Raw genomic sequence first — 13,404 nt, forward strand, 5'->3', positions numbered from 1 at the left:
CCGGCTATCCCGCCATTCCCATTTCCCGTTGACCTGCAAGACGGAGAGCTTCCGGTACCAGGGGTACCGCGACAGGAGAAGTTTGAATGAATTCATGGCCCGTGCATGGCACGATCACCGGTCCCATCGTGATGATCGGTTTTGGCTCCATCGGACGCGGTACGCTGCCGCTCATCGAACGGCACCTTGAATTCGACCGATCGCGCTTCGTGGTCATCGACCCGAGCGACGCCGGCAAGGACATTCTCGCCTATCACGGCATCCGCTACATCCAGGCGAAGATCACCCCCGACAATTACCGCGACATCCTGACGCCGCTGCTCACCGCCGGCGGCGGACAGGGCTTCTGCGTCAACCTCTCCATCGACACCGGCTCGCTCGACCTGATGCGCTTCTGCCGCGAGATCGGCGCGCTCTACATCGACACCGTCGTCGAGCCCTGGGAAGGCTTCTACTTCGACAAGGACGTCGAGCCGGCCCACCGCACCAACTACTGGCTGCGCGAGGCGGTGCGCACCGAGAAGCGGAACAATCCCGGCGGCACCACCGCCGTCTCCTGCTGCGGCGCCAACCCCGGCATGGTCTCCTGGTTCGTCAAGGTGGCGCTGGAAAACCTCGCCCGCGACATGAACATCGACCACGCGCCGCCGAACAGCCGCGACGACTGGGCGCGGCTGATGCAGGCGGCCGGCGTCAAGGGCATCCACATCGCCGAGCGCGACACCCAGCGCACGCTGATCCCGCATTCGATGGACGTCTTCCGCAACACCTGGTCGGTGGACGGCTTCGTCTCCGAGGGCCTGCAACCGTCCGAACTCGGCTGGGGCACCAGCGAGACCTGGGAACCTGACACCGCCCGCCATCACGACGGCGGCTGCCAGGCGGCCATCTACCTGCTGCAGCCCGGCGCCAACACCCGCGTCCGCACCTGGTGCCCGACGCCGGGGCCGCAGTTCGGCTTCCTGGTCACCCACAACGAGGCGATCTCCATCGCCGACTATTACACGGTCGGCGAGGGCGCCCACCCCGAGTATCGGCCGACCTGCCACTATGCCTATCACCCGGCCAATATCGCCGTGCTGTCGCTGCACGAGATGTTCGGCGGCGGCGAGGTGCAGCGCGACACCCAGGTGCTGTCGGAGACCGAGATCATCGACGGCGCCGACGAACTCGGCGTGCTGCTCTACGGCCACGGCCGGAACGCCTACTGGTACGGCTCGCAACTGACCATCGAGGAGGCGCGCAAGCTCGCTCCCTATCAGAACGCCACCGGCCTGCAGGTCACCTCGGCGGTGCTGGCCGGCATGGTCTGGGCGCTGGAGAACCCGGAGGCCGGCATCGTCGAGACCGACGAGATGGACCATGCCCGCTGCCTCGAGGTGCAGATGCCCTATCTCGGGCCGGTCAAGGGCTACTACACCGACTGGACGCCGCTCGCCGGCCGCCCCGGCTTCTTCCCCGAGGACATCGACCAGGACAATCCCTGGAGCTTCCGCAACATCCTGGTGCGCTGACCCCGGATGCGCCGATCAGGGCGACGCCGGCCGGCTCTGCCGCGGCCGGCGTCCGCCGCTGTATTTCTACCTATAAAGGAGTATGGTCCTCCTGACCGGCGTTTCGCCGGCATGGAGGTCATTGTGAATAATGCCGTTTCCTTGCTGTTTTTTCGTACCGCCGCCGTCCTGCTGATCGTCGGCATGTTCTTCGGCATCTACATGGCGGCCAGCGGCAACCACATCGCCGCCGACGCCCACGCCCATCTCAACCTGATCGGCTTCGTGGTGATGTCGGTCTACGGCATCTTCTTCGGCCTCAACCCGGCCCGCAGCGCCGGCCGCCTGCCGAAGATCCTCTGGGGGCTCAACACCGTCGCCGCCGTGGTGATGTTCCCCTCGCTGGTGCTGCTGCTCAACGGCCACACCGGGCTGGAGCCGCTGGTCGCCGCCGCCTCGTTCCTGGCGCTCAGTGGCGCCATCCTGTTCGCGGTGCTGCTGTTCCTGCCGACGGCGCGCTGATTGACTCAGCCCTTCCAGAGCAGCGTGTCGCGGTCGCCGGGGATGTCGAGTTCGGCCGGGAAGTCGGGGAAGACGAAGCGTTTGTCCGCCTTCTCGAAGGTGACGCGGCCGGTCGCCCGGTCGCGCGCCACGATATGCTCGCGCCGCACCTTGCCGACCGGGCTGTCGAGCGTGAAGCGGACGGCGTTGATCCAGCTTGGCGTCGTCGCCGTCAGCTCGTCCTGAAGGGCGAAGAAGCGGTCGAGCGTCACCCGGAACGGCGCCGAATGGCGGATCGGTTCCGGCACGTAGACCGACAGCGTGCGCACGCGATGATCGTCGAGCGTCTCGATCAGCCGCGCCAGCACGTCGCGATGGTCGTTGACGCCCCTGAGCAGCGGGAAATGGTTGTAGAGGCGGATGCGGTGCCGATCGAGCCTGTCGAGCACCTCCGCCACCTCATCGCAGATCTCGTAGGGGTGGGCAAAGTGCAGCACCAGCCGCACGCCCGCCTCGGCGAGGAGATCGAGCTTCCGTTCGTCGGCGAAGATCCTCGGCGCGAAGGCCGGCGTGCGCGTGTGCAGGCGGATCGACCGGACGGTCGGGACGGCGCGAAGGCCGCCGAGCACCAGCGCGAGGTCGCGCATCGACAGCGTCAGCGGGTCGCCGCCCGACAGCACCACCTCCGACACCTCCGGCCGGCTCGCGAGATAGCCGGTCAGCTTCTCCACCTCGGCGGCGAGACCCTTGAGGTCGCCGCCCTCGGCATGGGCGTCGGTCAGCACGTCCTGGCGGAAGCAATACTGGCAATGGCCGGCGCAGACCGAGGTCGGCATGAACAGCACGCGGTCGGCGTATTTGTGGATGATCGCCCGCGAGCCGGGCACCGGCATGTTGGCGCGGTCGTCGACCCAGTCGGCCACCTCGCCGCCGGCCGGCGGCGCGAAGCGCTCGCGCGTCGGCCGCACCATGCGGTGGAGCGGCCCCTCGCAGTGGCCGAGCGCCGCCGCCTCGGCGTCGAGCTTCCGCTGATAGAAGGCCGGCACCTTGATCGGCAGCAGCCGCTCGCGGGCGGCCAGTGCCGCATAGGCAGCGTCGAGGTCGGGCTGCTCGGCCGGCGTGGCGCGGCCGGAAGGGGCGAGGAGCGCGCTCATCAGGCGGTGAGATCGATCAGCCCGGCGGCGCCGCTCTCGCAGCCGAAGGCCAGTTCGAGGCCGTTGCCGCTCCAGGCCAGCGCCGACACCGGCGAGCCGTTCGGCCGGGCGAGCAGCACCTCCTCGCGGTCGGCGAAGCGGCTCAGGAGGATCATGCCGTCGTCATAACCGAGGGCGGCGATCTCCTCGCTCGGATGGCAGGCGACGCGGGTGACCAGTTCCTGCCGGCCGCCCAGCTCCAGCGGCCGCTGGCCCATCGGCCCGTCCTTGTGGAAGAACGGCCACAGCACCGACACGCCGGCGCCGGAGGTGGCGAGATAGCGCCCCTTCACCGACCAGGACATCGACTTCACCTTGGCCGGATAGCCGGACATCCGCATGTTCTGGCCGTCCCTGAGGCGCCAGCCGTGCAGCGCCATCTCCTGCATCGAGGTAACGACGCTGGCGCCGTCCGGCGACACCGTCACGGCGATGTGCGAGCCCTTCCATTCGAGTTCCTGCACCGGCGCGGCGGTGCCGGGGAACCACAGGCCGGCGCCGTTGTAGCCGGCGATGGCAAGGCGCAGCCCCTTCGGGAAGAAGGCGAGGCCGAGGGCGGCGCGCGGCCGCTCCAGTTCGTGCGTCTTGCCGGAGCCGTCGATCGCCACCACCGTCCGGCCGCTGGCGAAGGCGATGGCGCCACCCGGCCCGGCAGCGACCACGTCGATCCACTTGCGGCCGCGTTCGGCGAGCAGCGTGCTGTCGCCGTCGGCGGTGGTGCGCATCACCTTGCCGTCGTCGCCGCCGGTCACCAGCGACTTGCCGTCGGCGGCAAGCGTGGCGGCGAGGATGCCGCCGGCATGCGGCCTGACGACACGGCCGGCCGTGCCGAGCGCGACGGCGCCGTCGCCGGTGACGAAGGTCGGCACGCCGCCGACATAGCGGACGTCGACGACATAGCCGGAAAGCGGAAGCGGGGTGACCTCGGGCACGGTGAACCATCCGGAGAGTTGGCGTTGCGACGGGAGTGCGGCATCCGGCCGGCAAATGCAAGGGCGGCGGCCGTTATGAAGCCGCAGAGCGGCTTCCGGCGCCAGGCGGCGGCGCGCGAGAGCGGGTCCTTCGGGACGAAGCCCCGAAAGACGGACAGCGGGGCGGAAGCCAGGCGCCTGAGGCTGAATCAGACCGCGGCCGCCTTGAAGCCGGCTTCAAGCGCCGCCTTGTCGAGATGGCGGCCGATGAACACGAGGCGGCTCTCGCGCGGCTCGCCCGGCTTCCAGTCGCGCTGGAGATCGCCTTCGACGATCATGTGGATGCCCTGCACCACATAGCGCTTCGGCTCGTCGGGGAAGGCCAGAATGCCCTTGAGGCGCAGGATGTCCGGTCCCTGCGTCTGCGTCACCTCGGAAATCCACGACAGGATCTTGTCGGGATTGAGTTCGCCGCCCCTCAGCGACACCGAGGTGATCTCGGTGTCGTGGTGCGTCTCGTGGCCGTGGTGGTGATCGTGATCATGATCATGATCATGATGGCGATGATCGTGGTCGCAGTCCGGGCCGCAGACGTGATCGTGGTCGTGCTCGTCGGCGTCGAGGAAGCTCGGATCGAGTTCCAGCACCCGGTCGAGGTCGAAGGCGCCGCGATCGAGGATCTTGTCGAGATCGACGGCCGAGCGGGTCGTCTTGTAGACCTTGGCGTAGGGGTTGAGCTGGTGGAGCGTCGCCTCCACCTCGGCCAGCTCGTCGGGGCCGACCAGATCGGTCTTGTTGAGGAGGATGACGTCGGCGAAGGCCACCTGGTCCTCGGCCTCCGGCGCATCGCCGAGCCGGTCGAGGAAGAACTTGGCGTCGACCAGCGTCACCACGGCGTCGAGACGGGCGAGCTTCCTGACTTCCTCGTCCATGAAGAAGGTCTGGGCCACCGGCACCGGATCGGCGACGCCGGTGGTCTCCACCAGGATGGCGTCGAAGCTGCCGCGCCGCTTGGCGAGATTCTCGACGACGCGGATCAGGTCGCCGCGCACGGTGCAGCAGATGCAGCCGTTGTTCATCTCGAACACTTCTTCGTCGGTGTCGATCACCAGGTCGTTGTCGATGCCGATCTCGCCGAACTCGTTGACGATGACGGCATAGCGCTTGCCGTGATCCTCGGTCAGGATGCGGTTGAGCAGCGTCGTCTTGCCGGCGCCGAGATAGCCGGTGAGGATGGTGACGGGAATGGACGGGGCGGCGGCCGGAGCGGACATGCGCATCTCCACGGATGAGAGGACCGCTGTCCTAGCACGCCCGCCTGACGGACGCACGACAAAGGGGGACGGCGGCTCCAGGAAAAATCTTCGGCCCCTAAATAAGTGTCATACTTTCGTGTGAAAAGAGGATCACCGAAAGATGTACGGCGGCAACGGCCGGGCCGGATGACGGAGACGAGGCGGCATGAGCTTCAACCATCGCAAGAGCGTCACCTATCGCCTGGTGCAGGCGGCGCGCGTCCACCGCACCCGCGCCGCCGTCCACCTCGGCCGCATCGGCCTGCACCCCGGCCAGGAGGCGGTGCTGAAGGCGCTGGCCGAGCGCGACGGCCAGTCGATGTCGGAACTGGCCGCCGAGCTGGCGGTGCAGCCGCCCACCGTCACCAAGATGATCTCCCGCCTCGGCGCGCAAGGTCTGCTCACCCGCCAGACGTCGAGCGCCGACGGCCGCCTCGCCCGCGTCTTCCTGACAGACGCCGGCCGCGAGCGGGCTGGCGCCGTCGACGCGGTCTGGAAGCGCGTCGAGAAGGAGGCGCTGTCCGGCCTCGACGAGAAGGACCGCAAGCGCCTCAAGAAGCTCCTGCACCAGATCGAGAGGAACCTGGCGCCGACTGCCCCCGCCGGACATGACGAGGACGACGAGGAAGCGCCCGAGGCCGAGCCGCTGAAGGCCCGGCCGGCGCTGCCGCTCGACGGGGCCGACGACGGCTCCGACTGAGCCCGCAAACCGGCTTACATCTGCCGCCGTAATACTTTAGTATGATATTGAATCGATCCGATGGCGCCGGCGCCGCCGGGTGCCCGCTTCCGTTGCGTGCGAGCAAACCTACGAATGTCCTCCTCCGGGCCGATCCCGCCCTCGCCTCCGCCGAGCCGCGTTCCCCTCAAGGCGCTGCTCGCCCTGTTCGGCTCGACCATCGTCTTCGCCTGCCTCGACACCACGGCCAAGGCGGTGAGCTACCACCTGCCGGTGATCGAGGTTTCCTGGTTTCGCTATTTCATCAACCTGGTGATGGCGGCGGTGGTGCTGAACCCGATCTCCTCGCCGGGGGCCTGGCGCTTCCGGCGGCCGGGTCTGCAGATCGTCAGGTCGCTGCTGCTGACGGCAATGACGCTCGCCAACTTCAGCGCCCTCCACTATCTGCAGGTGGCCGAGGTCACCTCGATCGGCTTCCTGTCGCCGATGGTGATCACCCTCCTGTCGGTGCTGTTCCTGCACGAGACGATCGGCATCCGCCGCGTCGTCGCCATCCTCGCCGGCTTTTCCGGCGTGCTGCTGATCACCCAGCCGGGCTTCGGCACCTTCCACCCGGCCATGCTGCTGGCGCTCGCCTCCATGCTGTCGGGCGCCATCTACACCCTCGTCACCCGCCATCTCGCCACGCGCGTCGATCCCGGTTCGCTGGTCATCTCGCTCGCCGCCGTACCGAGCCTCCTGCTGGTGCCGCCGCTGCTCGTCGTCTGGCAGACGCCGTCCTCGCCGCTTGTCTGGGGCATGTTGATCTTCATGGGCGCCGCCGGTGGCTTCGGCCATTTCCTGGTGATGACCGCCCATCGCTTCGCCTCGGCGGCCGCCCTCGCCCCCTACGGCTACATCCAGCTCGTCTGGACCGTCATTTCCGGCTACCTGGTGTTCGCCGACGTGCCGTCGGTGTGGACGATTGCCGGCGCCGGCGTGGTGATCGCCTCCGGCCTCTATCTCCTGCACCGCGAGCGCGTCGTGCACGCGCAGGCGCTGGCCGCCGCCGCCGGTCCGGTCAGCCGTTCAGCCCTTACGTAGGCAATCCAGTTGACGCAGGCTGGCCTGATGCGTCATGTGATCGATTGAGAAGGCAGAAAACGGGATCGCAATGACCACCAGCAAACGGGAAGACCTCCGCCGCTTTCGCCGCCGCCGCGTGACGCTGAGCCAGCTCGCCGCGCAGCTCGAGGTGTCCACCGCGACGGTTTCCCTGGCGCTGCGCGACAATCCGGCCGTGTCGGCCGAGACGCGCAAGCGCGTGCAGGCACTGGCCGTCGAGATGGGCTATATCTATAATCGTCAGGCCGCCTCGCTCAGGACCGCCCGCACCGACATCGTCGGCGTGGTGGTGCACGACGTGCTCAATCCCTACTTCGCCGAAGTGTTCCGCGCCGTTGAGAGCGAGCTGGAGCAATACGGGCTGACAATCCTCATCTGCAATCACCGCGACAGTATCGAACGCCAGCGCAATTTCGTGCAGGTGCTTCAGCAGCAGAACGCCGACGGCCTGGTGCTCTGTCCGTCGGTCGGCACCACCGTCGCCGACATCGACGCCATCATGCGCACCGGCACGCCGGTGACGCTGGTCTGCCGCGACGTCGAGGGGGCCAATGCGCCGAGCGTGCGCGGCGACGACCGCGACGGCATGCGCGAAGTCACGCGTCTCCTGATCGAAAAGGGCCACAAGGCCATCGCCTTCGTCGGCGGCCTGCGCTCCACCTCGTCGGGGCGCGACCGCTACGCCGGCTTCCGCGAGGCGATGGCCGAGGCGGGTCTCGAGCCGACGCTGGACATTCCCGAACTGATGACCCAGGGCGACGGCCGCAAGGCGGCCGAGATCATCGTCAGCCATACGCCGCGTCCGACCGCCGTCGTCTGCTTCAACGACGTGCTGGCCTTCGGCCTGATGAGCAGCTTCACCCGGCTCGGCATCCGGCCGGGCACCGACATCGCCGTCACCGGCTACGACGACGTCGATGGGGCCGCCACCTGGGCGCCGGCCTTGACCACGGTGGAGAACGGCTCGGAGGAGATCGGCCGCGAGGCGGCCCGCGCCATCTACGCGCTGATCGTCGGCGAGGAGCCGCCCTTCGAGCACAAGCTGATCGCCCCGCATCTCGTGGTGCGCGAATCGAGCGGCTGAGGGCAGCGGACTGAACGGCATCCACACCGTTCGGAAAAGCCGACGCGTGAATGAAAGCCTGCGGCGGCGGACCCGCCGGCTCAGGCCCGGATCGAGGTGGCCGCTTCGGAGACCATGCCCGACGATTCGATCTGCGCCGGCAGCATGGCGCGGGCGAACAGGAAGCCCTGGCCGAAATCGACGCCGAAATGCCTGAGCATGTCGCGCTGCGCCGCCGTCTCGACGCCCTCGGCGATGACGGCGATGCCAAGGTCGTGAGCCAGCGCCGTGATGCCGCGCACGATGGAGCGGCTCTCGCGCTCCTCGGTCAGCGTCGCCACGAAGGAGCGGTCGACCTTCAGGAGGTCGACGGGGAAGTCCTTGAGATGGCTCAGCGAGGCATAGCCGGTGCCGAAGTCGTCGAGGGCGATCTTGATGCCCTTGCCGGCCAGCTGCGACAGCGTCGTCTGCACCTCGTCGGCCACTTTGGACAGCAGCACGTTCTCCGTCACCTCGACCATCAGCGCCGCCGGCGGCACGTGGTATTCGTCGAGGGCGGCCGACAGGCACTCGCAGAGATCGCCGCGCCGGAACTGTGGCGTGGCGACGTTGATGGCGATGTGATCGAACACGATGCCGCGCGATCGCCAGTCGGCGGCCTGCTGCACCGCCTGGTGGATCACCAGGTCGCCGATGGCCAGGCCGAGCTGCGGATCGTCGAGGGCAATACCGAAAAAGCCGGGGCTGGCAATGAAGCCGTCCGGCCGGTGCCAGCGCAGCAGCGCCTCGAAGCCGGCCAGCACGCCAGTGCGCAGGGAATACTTCGGCTGATAGTGGAGGCGCAGATCGCCGCGGTCGATGGCCTGACGGATCGCCCTGAGGATGGAGTGCCGGAGTTCGATCGCCTCGCGCATCGCCCGGTCGAACAGCACAAAGCGGTTGCGCCCCTCGCCCTTGGCCTCATAGAGGGCGATGTCGGCATCCTTGAACAGCTGATCGGCCGGCGTGCCCGACGGCGCGCGGGCGATGCCGACCGAGATGGTCACCGGGATCGCCTCGGCCTCGTAGGCGATCGGCTCCTGCAGGCCGCGCATCATCTGCTCGCCGATGGCGATGATCTCGCTCTCGTCGCCGCAGTCGGCCATCATCAGCGCGAATTCGTCGCCGCCGAGCCGGGCGACCACGCCGAGTTCGCCGACCGACTCGCGCAGCCGCCGCCCCACCTCGGCCAGCAGCACGTCGCCGGCGTGGTGGCCGAGCGTATCGTTGACCGATTTGAAGTGATCGACGTCGATCAGGTAGAGGCCGACGGTGCGGGCCGGCGTGCGGAAGGTCAGCGCCCGGTCGAGCCGCTCCTGGAATACCGCGCGGTTGAGGAGACCGGTCACCATGTCGTGGGTGGCGATGAAGTTGACCTCTTCCTCGGTCGCCCGCTGCAGCGTCGTGTCCTGCACCGTGCCGATCAGGCGCACCACCTTGCCGCGCTGGACCTCCGCCTCGCAGACGCAGCGCGCCCAGCGCCGGCGTCCCGAGCTGGAGATCAGCGGAATTTCCGTCTCGAAGGACTCGCCGCGCGTCAGCACGCGGACGATCAGCCGCTTCACCTCGCCGGCCGCCTCCTCGCGGCAGTAGCCGAGCAACGTCGTCAGGCCGGGCGGCGGCGCCGTCTCGTCAAGCTCCAGGAGGCGATAGATCTCGGCCGACCAGATCATGCGGTCGGCGACGACGTCATATTCCCAGCCGCCGATGCGGGCGAGACGGGCCGTCTGTTCCAACAGGCGCCGCTGCTTGCCGATCTCCCACTTCTGGGCGGCGATCTCCGCATCCTTCTGGGCGCGGGTGATCTGGTCGAGTTCGCGCTCGATGCGAATGCGGCGGAGGTGCAAACGGTCGATGATGGCGCGGATGAGACGCCAGAGATTCTCGATGTCGGGGGTCGATACCTGGCGTGGCTTATCGAACAGCAGCACCACCGCGCCGATGCATAGCCCCTTCTTCACCTCGACGGGCACGCCGACGGCGGCGCGGAAGCCGCCCTCGCCCTGGATCAGCGGGTGGTCGCGAAAGCGAGGCTCCCTAGCAAGGTCCTCGAATATCACCACCTCGCCGGCCTGCACGGCCAGCTCGCTGATCGACACCGAGCGCGGCAGGTCGACGACATGCCGGCCGGCCGACGCCTTGCACCACGAGCGGTCGGCGTCCTGGAAGGTGATGACGGCGGTGTCGGCGCCGAGCAGGCTGCGGGCGAGATCGCAGAGGCCGTCGAATTCGGCCTCGGGCGGCGTATCCAGAATGCGGTAGCGATAGAGTTCGCGCAGCCGCTTCTTCTCGATGGCGCCCGTTCTGGTCATCACCCTCGTTCTCCGCGGCCCGGGAGAATCACCGGGGGCCGTAACCAACTCGGCAATTTTGGGTGGTGATCGTTTCAAAAGGCTGAATGCCGGCCACGGAAAATGCATTGGTGGCACAAAAGGCGAAACGGCCGCCGGGGTGCCGGCGGCCGAATGACGGGCTTGCGACCGTTTTCCAGATTTCAGAGCGTAGCCGGCAGCGACAGCCGGCCAATGCCGCGGGCAACCGCCACGGCGAGCACGATCTTCAGGAGATCGCCAAGGATGAACGGCAGGAAGCCGTATTTGACGGCGCTCTCGGCGCCGATCAGCGTGGCGAGGAAGGCGACGCCGAAGGCCATCAGCACCGCTTCGCCGAGGACCGCGCCGACAACGGTGCCAGCGAGTCGGCCGGCCGTGCGCTCGGCGACGAAGCCGGCAACGAAGGCGGCACCGATGAAGCCGACGAGATAGCCGGCGGTGGCCGGCTTGGCGAACAGCGCCACCATCGGCAGGCCGCCCGACAGCACCGGCAGGCCGATCGCCGCCTCTGCGAGATAGACGAGCACGGCGGCGGCGCCGAGGCGGGCGCCGAGCAGCAGGCCGACCAGCAGCACGGCGAAGGTCTGCATGGTCATCGGCACCGGAAAGAACGGCACCTCGATCTGCGAGGACGCGGCGATCAGCAGCGAGCCGAACACTACGGCCGCCACCTTGACGGCGCGGTTGGAACTGGCGAGCGAGCGGGTGAAGGCGGTGGACGGCTGGTGCGGAGTGGTCAAGTCTCGATCCTTTCCGGCGGAACGGCGCGGCACCGCCTTGCCGATCGCAATATCGCGGCCGACGGTCAGCGCGGCGAAGCTTCCCGCGGACAAAACCATCTGCTCGCCGCCGCGTCAAGATAAGGTCATGGCAATTTATACGCGATAGTGCGTAGGAATGCGAGACGATCCACATCCGGCGGGTGAAGACATGGCGATGGTCGGGCGACCGTGATCCGCATACGCCGGTTACAAAGCCGAAGCGATTCAGCATCGATCCAGCCCGCCGGAATTCGGGACCGAACAGCGGGAGCAATCCCGATAAAAGCAGAAGCCCGGTTCAGCGCCCGGAATTGCAGGAAGACAAGGAGATGGGGCATCTCCGGTCAGCCTGTTATCACCGGGCATGCTCCAGGCGGTGACGACCGGATCTTCTTCGCCGGCCAATTGCCAGTTGCAAACAGCTCGCATAGTCTCGGCGGATTGAGACGGTCGCGTTTGGCCGGTCGTCGCGGGACAACTCGGCAATGCGGCAAGCCTATCTGATCATCGGCTGCTTGATGGTCGCCCTCGGCGCGATCGGCGTTTTCCTGCCGTTGCTTCCGACCACGCCCTTTCTTCTGGTTGCCGCAGCCTGCTTCGCCCGTTCTTCGCCGCGTCTTGAAGCCTGGTTGCTCGCCCATCCGCGTTTCGGCCCGTTTCTGTCCGCCTGGCGACAGCGCGGCGCGATCCCGCGTTCGGGAAAGCTGCTGTCGTCGGCCGGCATGGCGTTCGGCTACTATGCATTCTGGAAGGGAAGCAGCCCCGGCCCCATCACTGCTGTCGTCGTTGCGATCGTGTTCATTCTGATCGCCGCCTATGTGTGGTCACGACCGGAATAGGCTCGTAGTTGCTTGCCTGCTCCTTCCGTCTCCTCCCGCGTACGGGCCTTGAGGGCTTGCGTGTTACAAAGCGCCCTTTCACGAGGACATTGGCGCGCCTCAGCGAGCCGCTGCATCAAGTCCGCCTTCATCCAGCTGTCGATCTGCAAGGCGCAGCCAAGGCACGGCATGCTCCGGGGACAACCGCCTCGCTGCATTTCGCCGGGCCGGTTGATAGTCTCCAACTCCCAAGTCTCTGGCTCAGTCGTGGCAAGACCAACAAGGACATCGGCGACATCCTCGGCCTGTCGCCGCGCACCATCAACAAGCACCTCGAACAGGTGTTCGTCAAACTCGGCGTCGAGAACTGCGCCTCCGCCGCCATCAAGGCCACACGCCTGCTGCTCGACCCGGATTGAGCCGACGGCGTCCCACGATCCTCAGGGCCCATTACCATCGCCATGCCTTTGCGGCGTGGGAGATGAGACACGACCGCCTGCCGTCGTCGGCCGATATAAGCCTTTGCAAGCCGTTGCATAACCATCCGGCCACATTTGACCGGATCTTCCCGCTCTCCCTTTCTGTTTCTCCGCCCTCCCTTTCCGGCTCAAGGGCAAGAAAGGCGTCGCGGCATGGCCAGAGGCCGGCCGGCGCAACGGAGCGACCCAACTCGCCGCATCCTCCAGGCCATCGCAACCGCGACCACGAGTTACCAACCACCTCCGACGTTGCGACAGCCGCGAGTTCCGGAAGCTTCCAGTCTGTCTCCTCCCCCTCTTTGTCTCTCCTTTTCTCTCCATCCCCTTCCCTTTTTCCCTCTCCTTCTCGTCTGTCTCTTTTCGCTCTTCTGTATACCGTTCTACGTTTAGCTACCACAAAACCCCCGCGGATTGCTCAGCGGGGGCTTTGGATTGTTGGTAGTTGTCTGTGTTCTGGCATTGTTGTGAAGAGATATAGTCGTGTGTTTTGTTCGTGTTTGATCCCTTTATCTTGTCCTTTGCAGGCCTGGCGGCGACCTACTCTCCCGCGTCTTGAGACGGAGTACCATTGGCGCTGGGGAGTTTCACGGCCGAGTTCGGGATGGGATCGGGTGCATTTCTCCCCGCCATGACCACCAGGCCGGCGAAGGGCAAGAGCTCATGGCAGGCGTTGGCCTCGTCATGAGCTTTAAGGATCAGGTCTTTGGCGGCGGGCTTGTTGTCCCGCCGGATCGT

11 protein-coding genes, 1 rRNA gene and 1 pseudogene are annotated in these 13,404 nt (G+C 67.0%); 7 read left to right on the forward strand and 6 right to left on the reverse strand.

Features of this window, described 5'->3' with window-relative positions; genetic code table 11:
* Nucleotides 1–86 precede the first annotated feature (86 nt).
* Nucleotides 87–1,514, forward strand: coding sequence for a homospermidine synthase (locus H512_RS0114020; RefSeq protein ID WP_026783994.1), 1,428 nt, complete (start codon nt 87–89; stop codon nt 1,512–1,514).
* 141 nt (nt 1,515–1,655) lie between these two features.
* Nucleotides 1,656–2,015 carry a hypothetical protein gene (locus H512_RS0114025; RefSeq protein ID WP_156899493.1) on the forward strand — a complete coding sequence of 120 codons (360 nt, stop codon included), beginning with the start codon at nt 1,656–1,658 and terminating at the stop codon, nt 2,013–2,015.
* Between the two features lie 5 nt (nt 2,016–2,020).
* On the opposite strand, the gene H512_RS0114030 is transcribed toward H512_RS0114025, so the two are convergent.
* From H512_RS0114030 to H512_RS0114040, 3 genes are all read right to left on the reverse strand, one after another.
* Complete coding sequence (locus H512_RS0114030; RefSeq protein WP_026783996.1) at nt 2,021–3,148, reverse strand: radical SAM protein; 1,128 nt, start codon at nt 3,146–3,148, stop codon at nt 2,021–2,023.
* Nucleotides 3,148–4,119 (reverse strand): WD40 repeat domain-containing protein, encoded by a 972-nt coding sequence (locus H512_RS0114035; RefSeq protein WP_026783997.1) that lies wholly within the window; start codon nt 4,117–4,119, stop codon nt 3,148–3,150. The genes H512_RS0114030 and H512_RS0114035 overlap by 1 nt, the downstream gene beginning before the upstream one ends.
* 188 nt (nt 4,120–4,307) lie before the next feature.
* A complete protein-coding gene (locus H512_RS0114040; protein WP_026783998.1) occupies nt 4,308–5,372 on the reverse strand; it encodes a CobW family GTP-binding protein in 1,065 nt (354 codons plus the stop codon).
* 187 nt (nt 5,373–5,559) lie between these two features.
* On the opposite strand from H512_RS0114040, the gene H512_RS0114045 reads away from it, so the two are divergent.
* The 3 genes from H512_RS0114045 (at nt 5,560) to H512_RS0114055 (ending at nt 8,260) form a co-directional block, all read left to right on the forward strand.
* Nucleotides 5,560–6,093 carry a MarR family winged helix-turn-helix transcriptional regulator gene (locus H512_RS0114045; RefSeq protein WP_026783999.1) on the forward strand — a complete coding sequence of 178 codons (534 nt, stop codon included), beginning with the start codon at nt 5,560–5,562 and terminating at the stop codon, nt 6,091–6,093.
* A 114-nt stretch (nt 6,094–6,207) separates the two neighbouring features.
* Complete coding sequence (locus tag H512_RS24070; RefSeq protein WP_053239875.1) at nt 6,208–7,155, forward strand: DMT family transporter; 948 nt, start codon at nt 6,208–6,210, stop codon at nt 7,153–7,155.
* Nucleotides 7,156–7,225: 70 nt separating this feature from the next.
* The gene (locus tag H512_RS0114055) at nt 7,226–8,260 is read left to right on the forward strand and encodes a LacI family DNA-binding transcriptional regulator (protein ID WP_053239876.1); all 1,035 of its coding nucleotides are present in this window, start codon (nt 7,226–7,228) and stop codon (nt 8,258–8,260) included.
* Nucleotides 8,261–8,340: 80 nt separating this feature from the next.
* Here H512_RS0114055 and H512_RS0114060 read toward each other — a convergent pair whose 3' ends face one another.
* Together H512_RS0114060 and H512_RS0114065 are read right to left on the reverse strand one after the other, a co-directional pair.
* Complete coding sequence (locus H512_RS0114060; protein WP_026784001.1) at nt 8,341–10,590, reverse strand: putative bifunctional diguanylate cyclase/phosphodiesterase; 2,250 nt, start codon at nt 10,588–10,590, stop codon at nt 8,341–8,343.
* A gap of 182 nt (nt 10,591–10,772) precedes the next feature.
* Nucleotides 10,773–11,351 (reverse strand): biotin transporter BioY, encoded by a 579-nt coding sequence (locus H512_RS0114065; RefSeq protein ID WP_026784002.1) that lies wholly within the window; start codon nt 11,349–11,351, stop codon nt 10,773–10,775.
* Nucleotides 11,352–11,857: 506 nt separating this feature from the next.
* Here H512_RS0114065 and H512_RS0114070 point away from each other — a divergent pair.
* A complete protein-coding gene (locus H512_RS0114070; protein ID WP_026784003.1) occupies nt 11,858–12,211 on the forward strand; it encodes a YbaN family protein in 354 nt (117 codons plus the stop codon).
* Between the two features lie 233 nt (nt 12,212–12,444).
* Nucleotides 12,445–12,609, forward strand: a pseudogene (locus H512_RS26375) (helix-turn-helix domain-containing protein); the annotation flags it as partial.
* 584 nt (nt 12,610–13,193) lie between these two features.
* On the opposite strand, the gene rrf reads toward H512_RS26375, so the two are convergent.
* Nucleotides 13,194–13,309, reverse strand: a 5S ribosomal RNA gene (rrf, locus tag H512_RS0114080).
* Nucleotides 13,310–13,404 lie beyond the last annotated feature (95 nt).

Origin of the sequence: Pleomorphomonas koreensis DSM 23070 (assembly GCF_000425185.1) — a bacterium.
Lineage (GTDB): Bacteria > Pseudomonadota > Alphaproteobacteria > Rhizobiales > Pleomorphomonadaceae > Pleomorphomonas > Pleomorphomonas koreensis.